General features: G+C 71.1%; 9 protein-coding genes. 6 read left to right on the top strand and 3 right to left on the bottom strand.

Annotation, left to right across the window (positions count from 1 at the left end; translation table 11 throughout):
- The first annotated feature begins 35 nt into the window (after nt 1–35).
- The 5 genes from ACFVTC_RS10965 (at nt 36) to ACFVTC_RS10945 (ending at nt 5263) form a co-directional block, all read left to right on the top strand.
- Nucleotides 36–707 (top strand): succinate dehydrogenase, encoded by a 672-nt coding sequence (locus ACFVTC_RS10965; RefSeq protein WP_390126266.1) that lies wholly within the window; start codon nt 36–38, stop codon nt 705–707.
- A gap of 2 nt (nt 708–709) precedes the next feature.
- The gene (locus ACFVTC_RS10960; protein WP_390126264.1) at nt 710–2668 is read left to right on the top strand and encodes a fumarate reductase/succinate dehydrogenase flavoprotein subunit; all 1959 of its coding nucleotides are present in this window, start codon (nt 710–712) and stop codon (nt 2666–2668) included.
- Nucleotides 2665–3414, top strand: coding sequence for a succinate dehydrogenase/fumarate reductase iron-sulfur subunit (locus ACFVTC_RS10955; RefSeq protein WP_390126263.1), 750 nt, complete (start codon nt 2665–2667; stop codon nt 3412–3414). The genes ACFVTC_RS10960 and ACFVTC_RS10955 overlap by 4 nt, the downstream gene beginning before the upstream one ends.
- Before the next feature lie 245 nt (nt 3415–3659).
- Nucleotides 3660–4430 carry a GNAT family N-acetyltransferase gene (locus ACFVTC_RS10950; protein WP_390126262.1) on the top strand — a complete coding sequence of 257 codons (771 nt, stop codon included), beginning with the start codon at nt 3660–3662 and terminating at the stop codon, nt 4428–4430.
- Nucleotides 4430–5263 (top strand): lysophospholipid acyltransferase family protein, encoded by an 834-nt coding sequence (locus ACFVTC_RS10945; protein WP_390126261.1) that lies wholly within the window; start codon nt 4430–4432, stop codon nt 5261–5263. The genes ACFVTC_RS10950 and ACFVTC_RS10945 overlap by 1 nt, the downstream gene beginning before the upstream one ends.
- Before the next feature lie 216 nt (nt 5264–5479).
- Here the strand turns inward: ACFVTC_RS10945 and ACFVTC_RS10940 are convergent, their stop codons facing one another.
- From ACFVTC_RS10940 to ACFVTC_RS10930, 3 genes are all read right to left on the bottom strand, one after another.
- A complete protein-coding gene (locus ACFVTC_RS10940) occupies nt 5480–7846 on the bottom strand; it encodes a glycoside hydrolase N-terminal domain-containing protein (protein ID WP_390126259.1) in 2367 nt (788 codons plus the stop codon).
- A 183-nt stretch (nt 7847–8029) separates the two neighbouring features.
- Nucleotides 8030–10420: an ATP-binding cassette domain-containing protein gene (locus ACFVTC_RS10935; protein WP_390126258.1), complete on the bottom strand. Its 2391-nt coding sequence runs from the start codon at nt 10418–10420 to the stop codon at nt 8030–8032.
- A 104-nt stretch (nt 10421–10524) separates the two neighbouring features.
- Nucleotides 10525–11517 (bottom strand): LLM class flavin-dependent oxidoreductase, encoded by a 993-nt coding sequence (locus tag ACFVTC_RS10930; protein ID WP_390126257.1) that lies wholly within the window; start codon nt 11515–11517, stop codon nt 10525–10527.
- A 347-nt stretch (nt 11518–11864) separates the two neighbouring features.
- On the opposite strand from ACFVTC_RS10930, the gene ACFVTC_RS10925 reads away from it, so the two are divergent.
- On the top strand, nt 11865–13646 hold the full coding sequence (locus tag ACFVTC_RS10925) for an FAD-binding dehydrogenase (protein ID WP_390126256.1): 1782 nt from the start codon (nt 11865–11867) through the stop codon (nt 13644–13646).
- The last annotated feature ends 563 nt before the right edge of the window (nt 13647–14209 follow it).

Below are 14209 nucleotides of genomic sequence, written 5' to 3'. Positions count from 1 at the left end.
TGGCACTGGCAACGCGGACGGACCGACGACCGTCCATGACCCGCACCGTGTGGGACAGCTCTCTCGGCAAGAAGACCGTGATGGCGGTGAGCGGCCTGATCATGCTGCTCTACCTGGTCGTCCACATGCTCGGCAACCTGAAGATCTTCTTCGGCTCGGGCGACTTCAACCACTACGCGCACTGGCTGCGCACCATCGGCGAGCCCTTCCTGCACTACGAGTGGGCCCTGTGGATCATCCGCGTGGTCCTGGTCGTCGCCGTCGTCGCGCACGCCACCGCCGCCTACCAGCTGAGCCGCCGCGACATCAGGGCACGCCCCAGCCGGTACGTCCACAGCAAGCCCCGGTCGAGCTACGCCACGCGCACCATGCGCTGGGGCGGGATCATCCTCGGCCTCTTCATCGTCTGGCACCTCCTCGACCTGACGACCGGCACCGTGCACTCCGGCGGGTTCCAGTCCGGACACCCATACCAGAACGTCGTCGACACCTTCTCGACCTGGTACGGCGACGTGATCTACATCGTCGCCATGCTCGCGCTCGGCCTGCACATCCGGCACGGCTTCTGGAGCGCGGCACAGACCCTGGGCGCCGGCAGCCGCACCCGCGACCGCGCCCTCAAGACCATCGCCAACGTCCTCGCGCTGGTGCTGACCGCGGGCTTCATCACCGTACCCGTGGCCGTGATGACCGGAGTGGTGAGCTGAACATGACCCCATCGTCCGCATACGCCGACTACACGACCGGTGAGCCGGTCGCCGACGGCAAGGCCCCGCAAGGTCCGGTCAACGAGCGCTGGGACACCCGCCGCTTCGAGGCCAGGCTGGTCAACCCCGCCAACCGCCGCAAGCACCGGGTGATCGTCGTCGGCACCGGCCTCGCCGGCGGCGCCGCCGGCGCCACGCTCGCCGAACAGGGCTACCACGTCGTCCAGTTCTGCTACCAGGACTCACCCCGCCGGGCCCACTCGATCGCCGCCCAGGGCGGCATCAACGCGGCCAAGAACTACCGCAACGACGGCGACTCCGTGCACCGGCTGTTCTACGACACCGTCAAGGGCGGGGACTTCAGGGCCCGGGAGTCCAACGTCCACCGGCTCGCGCAGATCTCCGTCGAGATCATCGACCAGTGCGTCGCCCAGGGCGTGCCCTTCGCCCGTGAGTACGGCGGCCTCCTCGACACCCGCTCCTTCGGTGGCGTCCAGGTCTCCCGCACCTTCTACGCCCGCGGCCAGACCGGCCAGCAACTGCTGCTCGGCGCCTACCAGGCACTGTCCCGCCAGATCGCCGCGGGCACCGTCGAGATGCACCCGCGCACCGAGATGCTCGACCTGATCGTGGTCGACGGCCGCGCGCGCGGGATCGTGGCCCGCGACCTGGTCACGGGCCGTGTCGACACGTACTACGCGGACGCGGTGGTCCTGGCCAGCGGCGGATACGGGAACGTCTTCTACCTCTCGACGAACGCCATGAACTCCAACGCCACCGCGATCTGGCGGGCCCACCGGCGCGGTGCCTACTTCGCCAACCCCTGTTTCACCCAGATCCACCCCACCTGCATCCCGCGCACCGGCGAGCACCAGTCCAAGCTGACGCTGATGAGCGAGTCGCTCCGCAACGACGGCCGCATCTGGGTCCCGAAGGCGGCCGGCGACACCCGCCCGCCGAACGAGATCCCCGAGGACGAGCGCGACTACTACCTGGAGCGCATCTACCCCTCCTTCGGCAACCTGGTGCCCCGCGACATCGCCTCCCGCGCCGCGAAGAACGTGTGCGACGAGGGCAGGGGAGTGGGCCCCGGCGGCCAGGGCGTCTACCTGGACTTCGCCGACGCCATCCGGCGCATGGGCAAGGCGAAGGTCGAGGAGAAGTACGGCAACCTCTTCGACATGTACGCCCGGATCACCGCCGAGGACCCGTACACCGTCCCGATGCGGATCTACCCGGCCGTGCACTACACGATGGGCGGACTCTGGGTCGACTACGACCTCCAGACCACCGTCCCCGGGCTGTTCGCGATCGGCGAGGCCAACTTCTCCGACCACGGAGCCAACCGCCTCGGCGCCTCGGCGCTGATGCAGGGCCTGGCCGACGGCTACTTCGTCCTGCCGTCCACGATCAACGACTACCTCGCCCGCAACCCGCACCACGAGGAGGTCACCGACGAACACCCCGCCGTGCAGGAGGTGCTGGCGGAGACCGAGGACCGGCTGCGGCTGCTCCTCGCCGTCGACGGCGACCGCACCCCCGACTCCTTCCATCGCGAACTCGGCGAACTCATGTGGGAGTTCTGCGGCATGGCCCGTACCGAGACCGGACTGCGCAAGGCCCTGGAACGCATCCCGCAGATCCGCGAGGAGTTCTGGCGGCGCATCAAGGTTCCCGGCACGGGCGAGGAGTTCAACCAGTCGCTGGAGAAGGCCAATCGCATCGTCGACTACCTGGAGCTCGCCGAGCTCATGTGCCTCGACGCACTGCACCGGGCGGAGTCCTGCGGCGGCCACTTCCGCGAGGAGTCCCAGACCCCGGACGGCGAGGCGGAGCGGCGGGACGAGGAGTTCTCGTACGCGGCCGCCTGGGAGTTCACCGACACCGGTGCCGCACCCGTCCTGCACAAGGAAGACCTCGTCTTCGAGTACGTCCACCCCACCCAGCGGAGCTACGCATGAAGCTCACCCTGCGCGTCTGGCGCCAGCAGAACGCCGACGCCGACGGAGCGATGTCCACGTACGAGGTGGACGACATCTCGGCCGACATGTCCTTCCTGGAGATGCTCGACACCCTCAACGAGGAACTCATCCTCAAGGGCGAGGACCCCGTCGCCTTCGACCACGACTGCCGCGAGGGCATCTGCGGCGCGTGCTCGCTCGTCATCAACGGTGACGCGCACGGCCCCGAACGCACCACGTCCTGCCAACTGCACATGCGCTCCTTCCAGGACGGCGACACGATCGACGTAGAGCCGTGGCGCGCCGCCGCCTTCCCCGTCGTCAAGGACCTGGTGGTCGACCGGTCAGCCTTCGACCGGATCATCCAGGCCGGCGGATACATCACCGCCCCGACCGGGGCCGCGCCCGAGGCCCACGCCACGCCCGTGCCGAAGCCGGACGCCGACTTCGCCTTCGAGCACGCCGAGTGCATCGGCTGCGGGGCGTGCGTGGCGGCCTGCCCGAACGGCGCGGCGATGCTGTTCACGTCCGCGAAGATCAACCACCTGAACGTCCTGCCGCAGGGCGCACCCGAACGCGAGACACGGGTGCTCGACATGGTGGCGCAGATGGACGAGGAGGGCTTCGGCGGGTGCACCCTGGCCGGGGAGTGCGCCACCGCCTGCCCCAAGGGCATCCCGCTGGTCTCCATCACCAGCATGAACAAGGAGTGGCTGCGCGCCACCCGCAAGACCGGACGGCGCTGACACCGGGGCCACTTGTTCACAGAGCGTTCGCCGTAACGGTGCGGACGGGCGGGGCCGGGAGTGGTGCTCATCCCCGGCCCCGTCTCGCACCCGGGGGCAGCCCCTGGCATTCAACATCCCCACATCCCGGCTCCTGGCACAGGTCACGCGCACGCCAACCGGTATCGGAAGAACAGGAGCGCGCGGACCGCACCGAAACGGTCCGCCGCCGCACCGCCGAACCGGCCCGTGACCAGGAGAGTGCCATGACCGGCGTTTCCACCCTCGACAGCCCCCCGCAGCCGCTGGCCCCCACCCGCTACACCGTCTCCCTCGCCCGCTCCGAGGAGGACGTCCGGGCCGCCCAGCGGCTGCGCCACGACGTCTTCGCGGGCGAGATGGGCGCCCTGCTGACCACTTCGCAGCCGGGCCTCGACATCGACTCCTTCGACGCCTACTGCGACCACCTGCTGGTCCGCGACACGCAGACGGACCAGGTCGTCGGCACCTACCGGCTGCTGCCGCCGGACCGGGCCGCGGTCGCCGGCCGCCTCTACTCGGAGAGCGAGTTCGACCTCGGCCCGCTCGACGCGATCCGCCCCGGACTCGTCGAGGTCGGTCGTTCCTGTGTGCATCCCGACCACCGCGACGGCGCGGTCATCGGCCTCATCTGGGCCGGCATCGCCCGGTACATGGTCGACGGCGGCCACGAGTGGCTCGCGGGCTGCTGCTCGATCCCGCTCGCCGACGGCGGCGCGCTCGCGGCGGGCACCTGGGACCGGGTGCGGGCCAAGTACCTCGCACCCCAGGAGTACCGGGTGCGGCCGCGGCTGCCCTGGTCCGCCGAGGGCGTCGCCCGACCGTCCCGCACCGAGCTGCCCCCGCTGCTGCGGGGCTATCTCCGGCTCGGCGCCTGGGTCTGCGCCGAACCCGCGCACGACCCGGACTTCGGGGTCGCGGACCTGTACGTGCTGCTGTCGATGCGGCGGGTCGACCCGCGCTATCTGCGGCACTTCCTCTCGCTCGTACCGGCCTGATGACGCTCACCGACGCCGGGGTGCGGAGCGTCTGGCTGCCCAGTGCGCCCTGCACCCCGGGGACCTGCGTGGAACGCACCGGATCCGTCGCGGCCGTACCACGGGCAGTGCTGCGGCTCACCGCGGTCGTCGCCCTGCTCGTCGTCGGCGTCGCGTTCTGCCCGGTCGGCGGACGGATCCCGTCCCGGGTGGTGCGGACCTGGGCCCGCGGTGTCGCCAGGGCGGCGGGCGTCCGGGTCCGGATCACCGGCGCCGCCGCACCCAGCGGCGGTCTGCTGATGGTCGCCAACCACATCTCGTGGCTGGACATCCCCCTGCTCGCCGCCGTCCGGCCGGCCAGGATGCTCGCCAAGTCCGAGATCCGGCAGTGGCCGGTCGCGGGTCCCCTGGCCGCGCGCGGTGGTGTCCTGTTCATCGAACGCGACCGGTTGCGCGCCCTGCCCGGCACGGTCGCGCACATCGCCGGGCTGCTGCGCGACGGTGCCGCCGTCGTGGCCTTCCCCGAGGGCAGCACCTGGTGCGGCAGGGCGCAGGGGCCCTTCAGGCGGGCCGTCTTCCAGGCCGCGCTGGACGCCGGGGTCCCGGTCCAGCCGGTGCGTCTGCACTACCGGTTCGCCCGGGGGGCGGCGAGCACCGCGCCCGCCTTCGTCGGGGACGACTCGCTGCTCGCCTCGCTGTGGCGGGTGGTCTCGGCGCGCGGGCTCGTCGCTGACGTCGAGGTGCGGCCCGCGCTCACACCGGGCAGCCATGCCGACCGGCGGGAACTGGCCAGGGCGGCACAGGGGGACCCGCGCCCCGGAGCGGCCCTCGCCCCGACGCCGCTCCATGTCTGACGCACCGTCATGGACCAGGGTGAGCGCCCCGGCAGGCACCAGGGGGCGTGCGGTCGGGCAAGGAACCCCGGGGACGGGCCCCTGAGCGATGCGCCCGTCCCCCGCGAGGTGGTCGCCCCCCGCCGGCTGAGCCGTCCGGGGCCGCCGCCGTCCCGTACGGCCGGAAGGGGCGGGAGCCTCGCGCGGTGCCCGGCCGTGGGCCGGGCCGGCGGCGGGTCAGGGGATCCGCACGGTCACGGACTTCCCGGGTTCCAGGGCGATCTGGCGACGGAACCCGCCGGCGCGCAGTTCGGTGCGTGTGCCGCCGACGCTGCGGATCGTGGCCGTCGTCGCCTTGCCGTTCCGCCAGGAGAAGTCCACCTCGAAGCCGCCCCGGACACCGATTCCGCGGACCGAACCCTTCTTCGACCATGCCTGCGGCAACGCCGGCAGCAGCTCGACGACTCCCGGCCGTGAGTAGAGGACCATCTCCAAGGCCGCGGTGGGGCCACCGAGGTTCGCGTCGATCTGGAAGATCGTGTAGCTGCCCTGGCTGTACATGTCGAACCAGTTGGCCGAGGTGCCGTTGCCGTTGTTCATCGACGGCCGCAGGACGGTGAGATAGAGCTGGTACGCCTTCTCGGCGTCCTTCAGCCGCGACCAGCACAGCGACCGCCAGGCGCAGGCCCAGCCGAAGCTGTCCATGCCTCGCGCGGTGAGCAGCTCGCGTACGCCGTCGATGAGTTCGGGAGGGCTGGTGTCGGCGGCGATCCGGTCGCCGGGGTAGAACCCGATGAGGGGCGACAGATGGCGGTGTGTGGTCTCACCCAGGTTGTCCGGGCTCATCCACTCCTCGAGCCAGCCGCTCTTCGGGCTGACCCGGGGGAGGTAGAGCTTGTCCCGCATCCCGTCGAGTTCTGAGGCGAGCTGCCCGTCGCGGTCCAGGACGCGGGCCGCGGTGGTGAACTCGCCGAAGAGCTCCCACGCCAGTTCCTGCGCGTACGTGTTGCCCTTGCCGTCCGGTCCGTGCTCCGGCGACCATGCGGTGTCGTCGACGAGGACCTCGCGCGAGGAACCGTCCGGGTCGGTGACCGTGGTCGTGAGGAGCCGTGACCTCCAGAACTCCGCGGCTCCCTTGAGCACGGGGTAGATGGTCTCCAGGTACGCGCGGTCCTGGGTGTACTCGTAGTGGCGCCACAGTGAGTTGCAGAGCCAGGCGTTGCCGGAGGGGTGCCAGGCCCAGCCGCTGCCGCCGTGGACGTTGGTCGAGAAGGCGATGGCCCAGCCCGCGATCTTCCCGGTGCTGTTGCGGAATCGATTGTCGGGGTTGTTGTAGAGCCGGTGGGTGACGTCCGTCCAGACGGGCAGTTGGGACCGGCAGTACCGGGCGAGGGCCTGGGCGTTCTCGCCCAGCCCGGCCGGGTCGGCCAGCCAGTAGTTCATCTGGACGTTGATGTCCGTGTGGTAATCGGCGTACCAGTCCGGGTTGTTGTTGTGGATCCACAGACCCTGGAGGTTCATGGGCAGCCAGTCCCTGGAACCGGTGATGGTCAGGTAGCGGCCGTACTGGACGTAGGCCGCCTCCAGTTCCGGGTCCGGGGTGGAGGCGTCGGTGTGTCTGACGGCGATGCGTGACCAGGAGTCCAGCGACCGTTGCACCACGGAGGATGTGCCCAGGTCGAGGGAGAAGCGGTCGTAGAGGCGCCGGTAGTCGGCCACGTGAGTGGCGAGCAGGGTGGTGCCGGGGACCTTCGCCGCGGCGGAGACCTTGCCGCGGGCCACGGCGAGCGGGTCGGTGGCCGGCGCGCGGAAGTCCTTGCCGGCGTCGGGCGAGTAGTCGGTGCCCGCGCACACGACGATCAGAAGCTCACGGCACCCGGAGAAGGACAGCTTGTCGCCGTCCGCGCGGATGGTGCCCGTGGTGCTGACCGCGCTCACCGAAGCCGCGTACCGCAGACCGTTCTTGAGGGTGCCGGCGAACGAGAGCTGGCGGTCGCCGTACGAGGTGGACTCGCCGTGGGTGCCCGCCAGGGAAACGGAGCCGGTGTGGGTCCCGCCTCCGGTGAGTCTGATGACGACGACATCGTCCGGATGGCTGGCGTATGCCTCCCGGCGGTAGGAGACGCCCTGGTGTCGGTAGGTCGCGGACACGACACCGTTGCTCAGGTCCAGTCTGCGTCTGTAGTCGCTGGTCGTCCGGGCCGTGTGGTCCGGCAGCGTGACGCGGAGCTTGGCCAGCAGGCCGAAGCTGCCGAAGTCGTCGGGCCCATAGGGCAGTTGGCCGTCGTCGGTGGGCGTGTCATTGCGTCCGCCGGTCCAGAACGAGCCGTCGGTGAGGTAGAGGAAGTCGTCCGCCGGGTCGCAGCCGACCAGGGCGCCCAGCCGGCCGTTGCCCAGGGGCAGGGCCTCCTGGATGATGCGTGACTCGGCGGCGGGGGTGCGGTACCAGAGGGTGGTCGCCTCGGCTTCCGGAACGAGCGTCACCCGGTCCGGGCGCTCGGGAGCGGCGTGCGCGGCGAACGGCGGCAGGCCGCCGAAGACCGCGAGACCGCCGCCGGCGGCCCCGGTGAGGCGAAGGAAGTCACGACGAGAGGAAGAGGGCACGGCACAGGGTCCCTTCAGCGGGAGGCGCGCAATATTAATTCATAAAATATGAGCCACGCCTTTGCTGCGTCAACGGGTGTGCGCGCCATTGCTCCTATCTATCAGTGAGGATTCGGGTTCAGAGGGGGAACTTATCCGCGTATAGCGCGACCACTCATCCGATGAAAGTGGTCGACCAGAGCACTACTGACTCCGACCGGGGCGGCCCAAGTGGTGTCCCCCGCGCTCGGACGGGACGGTGAGCGCGCGGGCGAGGTACGGAGCCGTCGTGCTCCCCGCCGCTCTCGCGACCTCGGCGGGCGGCCCCACCGCCACGATCCGGCCGCCTGCCTCCCCACCGCCCGGCCCCAGGTCGATCACCCAGTCCGCGCCCGCGACCACCGCCATGGTGTGTTCGACGACCACGACGGTGTGCCCCGCGTCGACCAGTCCGTGCAACTGGCGCATCAGCACCTCGACATCGGCCGGATGCAGCCCGGCCGTCGGTTCGTCGAGGAGATAGAGCGTGTGCCCCCGCCGGACCCGCTGCAGTTCGCCGGCCAGTTTGATGCGCTGGGCCTCGCCGCCGGACAGCTCCGTGGCGGGCTGGCCGAGCCGGAGGTAGCCGAGCCCCACGTCGAGGAGCGTGGTGAGGCTGCGGACCACGGCGGGGGTGCCCTCGAAGAACTCCGCCGCGGTCTCCACCGTCATGTCCAGAACCTGCGCGATGTTCCGCCCGCGGTGGGTCACTTCGAGCGTCTCGGGGTTGTAGCGCGCCCCGCCGCAGTCCGGGCACGGCGCGTAGGTGCTGGGCAGGAAGAGCAGTTCGACACTCACGAACCCCTCGCCCTGGCAGGTCTCACAGCGACCGCCGGTGACGTTGAAGGAGAAGCGCCCGACCCCGTAGTTCCGCTCGCGCGCCGCCCCGGTCCCGGCGAACACCTTGCGTACGACGTCGAAGAGGCCCGTGTACGTGGCCAGATTGGAGCGCGGGGTGCGCCCGATGGGCCGCTGGTCGACCGAGACGAGCCGTCCGACCCCCTCCAGTTCCTCCGTCACCTCGCCGATGAGCGTGGACTTGCCGGAGCCGGACACGCCCGTGACGGCGGTGAACACGCCGAGCGGGATCTCGGCGGTCACTCCCCGCAGGTTGTGCCGGTGCACCGGCCCCACCTTCAACTGGCCCTGCGGTGTGCGCACTTCACGCTCCGGTGGGGGCGAGTGGCTGAACAGGAAGCGGGCGGTGGCCGACTCCTCGACCCCGGCGAGCTCCGCCACCGGACCGCTGTGCAGCACCAGGCCGCCGTGCTCACCCGCCCGCGGACCGACGTCGACGAGCCAGTCCGCGGCGCGCACGACATCGAGGTGGTGTTCCACCACGAACACCGAGTTGCCGGCCGACTTCAGCCGCTCCAGGACCGTGAGCAGGGCCTCCGTGTCGGCCGGGTGCAGACCGGCGGACGGCTCGTCGAGGACGTAGACGACACCGAACAGTCCGGACCGCAACTGCGTTGCCAGCCGCAGCCGTTGTAGCTCTCCGGCGGAGAGGGTGGGGGTGGCACGGTCGAGGCTGAGATATCCGAGGCCGAGCTCGGCGACGGGGGCGATACGCGCCCTGAGGTCGTCCGTGAGCACCCGGGCCGTCTCCCCCTCCGGGCGTAGCGTTCCCGCCAGCTCGGTCAGCGGCAGCGCGGCCAGTTCGGCGATCGTCCGCCCGGCGAAGGTCACCGCGAGCGCCTCGGGGCGCAGTCGGCCGCCACCGCACACCGGGCACGGGGCGCTCCTGAGGAACCGCTCGGCCCTGGCCCGCAGCGTCGCGCTCTTCGAGTCGGAGAAGGTCTTCATGACATAGCGCCGGGCACTCATGTACGTGCCCTGATAAGGGCGTTGGATGCGCTCCGCCTCCCGCACCGGATGCACGGTGACGACCGGCTGCTCGTCCGTGAACAGGATCCATTCCCGCTCAGCGGCGGGCAGTTCGCGCCACGGACGGTCCACGTCGTGACCCAGTGCGTCGAGCACGTCGCGCAGGTTCTTGCCCTGCCACGCGCCGGGCCACGCGGCGATCGCGCCCTCGCGGATCGACAGCGAGGGATCCGGTACCAGCGACTCCTCGCTCGTGCCGTGGACCCGGCCGAGGCCGTGGCACTCAGGGCAGGCTCCGGCCGCCGTGTTCGGCGAGAAGGCGTCCGAGTCGAGACGTTCCGCGCCGGCCGGATAGTCCCCGGCGCGTGAGAACAGCATCCGCAGGGAGTTGGAGAGGTGGGTGACCGTGCCGACGGACGAGCGAGAGGTGGGCGCCGAACGCCGCTGCTGGAGCGAGACCGCGGGCGGCAGTCCGGTGATGTCCCCCACCTTCGGCGCCCCGACCTGGTGGATCAGCCGCCGCGCGTACGGCGCGACCGACTCGAAGTAGCGCCGCTGGGCCTCCGCGTAGATCGTCCCGAACGCCAGCGAGGACTTGCCGGAACCCGAGACGCCGGTGAAGACGGCGAGGACGTCCCGCGGAATGTCGACGTCCACACCGCGCAGGTTGTGCTCACGGGCGTTGCGCACACGGACGTACGGATCGTGGGGGCCGTGCGGATCGGACATCGACGGGACTCCTGAGGCGGTCTGCGACCTGGGCGCGAAGGGGGAGTGGTGAACGGACAGGGTGAACGGACGGAGGCGAAGGGCAGGGGGCAAATCACACCATTCTAGGCCGGGGTGAGTCCCGCGACCCGGGCGAGCCCGCGGAAGGAGTCCAGCAGGGCCCGCCGGTCGTAGGTGCTCGTCGTGACGAGCACCTCCTGCGCGCCCGTCTCCCTGATCACCGTCGCCAGCTCCTCGGCCACCTGCTCCTCGGTTCCCGCGAGCTGACCGGTGAGGCCGGACTCGTAGAGGTCCCGCTCCTTGCCGGTCATCACCCTGCCCTCGACGCGCTCGGCGGGCGGAAGCGGCGGGAAGGTGCCGTGCGTGCGGGAGTGCGCCATCGACCAGGCCTCGGGGATCAGCAGCCTGTGCGCGTCCTGCGACGTCGCCGCGACCGCGACCGTGCCGGAGACGACGACGTACGGCTCGCGCGCCCAGTCGGAGGGACGGAACGCCGCACGGTAGCGATCGATGCCGCGCCGCATCCTGTCCCGGTTCCTGAGGTCGCCGATGACGAGCGGGAGGCCCGCCCGTGCCGCGATGTCCGCGCCCTCGCCCAGGGCGAGCACGAAGGGCGGGACCGTCAGGCCCTCCGTGGGGCGCGCGTGCACCCCGGTCGGGGACGTGCCGCGGAACCAGCCCAGCAACTCGTCGAGCTGAGCCGCGAAATCGGCCGACTCGGCGGCGTCCTTGTCCCGCCCAAGCGCCCTGCGCACCCCGGCCGTGAACCCGACGGAGCGGCCGAGACCCATGTCGATCCGGCCGGGGAAGAGAGCCTCCAGGACACCGAACTGCTCGGCCACGACCAGGGGCTGGTGATTCGGCAGCATCACTCCGCCGGTGCCGACCCGGATGGTCCTGGTGGCGGCGGCGACCGCGGCGGCCAGCACCGTCGGGGCGGACCCGGCGACGCCGGGCACACCGTGATGCTCCGAGACCCAGAACCGGTGGTAGCCGAGCCGCTCGAGCTCCTGGGCCAGGCGCACGGTGTCGCGCAGCGCTTCGGCGGCGTCGTGCCCCTCGCGGGTGCGGGAGCGGTCGAGGACGGAGAAGCGCACGCCCGCCCCCGTGGGACCCTCCGCCCCCGAGGCGCGGCGCGGCGCCGCTCCGGGCCGTGCGCCACCACCCCGGAGGGGACGGGCCCCGCCCCGGTCCGGGTCTCGCTCTTCTCGGTCGTCACTGTGCCCACTCTCCACTGCGGTTTCCATGATCCGCCCGCTCTCCGTGACGGGCAAGGCAAGGGTGATCTCCGCGAGGCGCCCGGGGGCGTGAACCCTCGCGGCTTCTGGTCCAACACCGGGGCCGCCGCGGTGTTTCCGGGGCCTTACCGACGGTAACAACACGGGTGTCGCAGAACACCAGCGGCGTCTCCCGCACCTCACGTACCCCCTACGGAAGGCAGCCCATGGAGAATTCAGTGTCCCCCACCGTGATCAGCAGACGCCGGGCCCTGACGGCGGCCGGCGGTGTCCTGGCCGGTGCCGCCCTCGCGGCGCACACGGCGCCCGCCTTCGCGGCGGGGTCGTCGGACGCGGACGCGATCGTCGTCGGCGGCGGGCTCGCCGGTCTGGTCGCGACGGCCGAACTCGCCGCCGCGGGGCGCAAGGTACTGCTGCTGGACCAGGAACCCGAGACCAACCTCGGCGGACAGGCTTTCTGGTCCTTCGGGGGTCTCTTCCTGGTCGACTCCGACGAACAGCGTCTGATGGGCGTCAAGGACTCCCGGGAGCTGGCCTGGCAGGACTGGCTGGGAGCGGCCGGTTTCGACCGCGGCGTCGGGGATCCGGCCGGCCAGGACCACTGGGCCCGCAAATGGGCCGAGGCCTACGTGGACTTCGCCGCGGGGGAGAAGCGGTCCTGGCTGTACGGGCTGGGCGTGCGGTGGTTCCCGATCGTGGGCTGGGCCGAGCGCGGCGGCGGGCTCGCGGACGGGCACGGGAACTCGGTACCGCGCTTCCATGTCACCTGGGGAACGGGTCCGGCCGTGGTCGAGCCGTTCGAGAAGCGGGTACGGGCGGCGGTCGCGGACGGGAAGGTGACCTTCAGGTTCCGGCACCGCGTGGACGAGATCGTGCGCACCGGCGGCGTCGTGACGGGTGTCCGGGGCGCGGTCCTCGAACCGAGCACCGCTGCGCGCGGCAAGGCCAGTTCGCGCACGGTGGTCGGGGACTTCGAACTCCGCGCGCCGGTCGTGATCGTCACCTCGGGAGGTATCGGCGCCAACCACGACCTCGTGCGGCAGAACTGGCCGGCCAGGCTCGGCACCCCGCCCAAGTTCATGGTCACCGGTGTGCCGGCCCATGTCGACGGCCGGATGCTCGGGATCACCGAGGCGGCGGGCGGGCGCATCGTCAACCCCGACCGGATGTGGCACTACACGGAGGGTCTCAGGAACTACGACCCGATCTGGGCCAACCACGGCATCCGCATCCTGCCGGGACCGTCGTCGATGTGGTTCGACGCCACCGGCAAGCGCTTCTCCGCCCCCGACCTCCCCGGATACGACACCCTCCACACCCTCAAGTCGATCACCGACACGGGCTACGACTACTCCTGGTTCGTGACGACCCAGAAGATCATCGCCAAGGAGTTCGCGCTCTCCGGCTCGGAGCAGAACCCGGACCTCACCAACAAGGACATCTGGATGCTGCTCTCGCGCATCTGGCAGACCCCCGAGCCGATCGAGAAGTTCAAGAAGAACGGGGTCGACTTCGTCGTCGCCCCCACGCTCTCCGAACTGGTCACCGGCATGAACAAGCTGACCGGCGACGGACTGATCGATCTCGCCGACCTCAAGCGGCAGATCGACGCCCGTGACCGGGAGATCGACAATCCGTACACCAAGGACGTCCAGGTCATGGGGATCCGCAACGCGCTCGCCTACACCGGGGACTCGCTCAGCCGCACCGCGCCGATCCACAAGATCCTGGACGCCGGCGCCGGACCGCTGATCGCCGTCCGGCTCAACATCCTCACCCGCAAGACTTTGGGCGGTCTGCAGACGGACCTCTCCGGCCGCGTCCTGGACGCCACCGGTACCGCGATCCCGGGTCTCTACGCGGCCGGAGAGGTCGCGGGCTTCGGCGGCGGGGGAGTGCACGGATACCGGTCGCTGGAAGGCACGTTCCTGGGTGGCTGCCTGTTCTCCGGGCGACAGGCGGGACGGGCCGCGGCCGCCGCGATCTGACCCCGGCGTACGGACCGTCGGCGCCGACCCGCCGCCGGTCCGTACGCCGACCCGCTTCCGGTCCGTACGCCGACCCGCCGCCGGTCCGTACGTCGACCCGCCGCCGGTCCGTCCGTCGGTCCGTGCGCCGGTTCGGCACGGGCCTGTTCGGCGGTCTCTACGCCACTCGGCACCTGGGTCCCGTCCGGTGGTCGCTACGGCGCTGTGTACGTGGGTGCGTCCGGTGGTCACTGCGGCGGTCTGCACGTGGGTCCGTCACGTGGTCGCTGCGGCGGTCCGTGGGCGGGGGTCGTCCGGCGGTCTGCACGCCGGTCTGCGCCGGACTGTCCGGTGATCCCTACGCCGGTCCGCAAACGGTCCGGTCCGCTCCGGCGACCTCGTGACCGGGGGCGCGGGGGCGCCGGGGTTTGCGCGGAGCGCGAGTCGCTGCGTCCATGCGGCCGATCCGCGATGGGTCTGCGACTAAGCGAACCGCGATCGGGAAATGGGATTCCGGAGCCCTTGCCGCCGGCTCGCACGGACGCGGAGGCAGGAACGGCTCCAACCCCACGAAACGCAGGAGT

The organism is Streptomyces sp. NPDC057950 (assembly GCF_042887295.1).
Classification (GTDB): Bacteria; Actinomycetota; Actinomycetes; order Streptomycetales; family Streptomycetaceae; genus Streptomyces; species Streptomyces kaempferi.
Note: the sequence above shows the minus strand (reverse complement) of the source record. Positions and strands in the feature narration are given on the sequence as shown.

Coding starts and splice junctions, on each gene's coding strand:
- ACFVTC_RS10965 (WP_390126266.1), top strand. CDS start 36: ATGACCCGCACCGTGTGGGACAGCTCTCTCGGCAAGAAGACCGTGATG.
- ACFVTC_RS10960 (WP_390126264.1), top strand. CDS start 710: ATGACCCCATCGTCCGCATACGCCGACTACACGACCGGTGAGCCGGTC.
- ACFVTC_RS10955 (WP_390126263.1), top strand. CDS start 2,665: ATGAAGCTCACCCTGCGCGTCTGGCGCCAGCAGAACGCCGACGCCGAC.
- ACFVTC_RS10950 (WP_390126262.1), top strand. CDS start 3,660: ATGACCGGCGTTTCCACCCTCGACAGCCCCCCGCAGCCGCTGGCCCCC.
- ACFVTC_RS10945 (WP_390126261.1), top strand. CDS start 4,430: ATGACGCTCACCGACGCCGGGGTGCGGAGCGTCTGGCTGCCCAGTGCG.
- ACFVTC_RS10935 (WP_390126258.1), bottom strand. CDS start 10,420: ATGTCCGATCCGCACGGCCCCCACGATCCGTACGTCCGTGTGCGCAAC.
- ACFVTC_RS10925 (WP_390126256.1), top strand. CDS start 11,865: ATGGAGAATTCAGTGTCCCCCACCGTGATCAGCAGACGCCGGGCCCTG.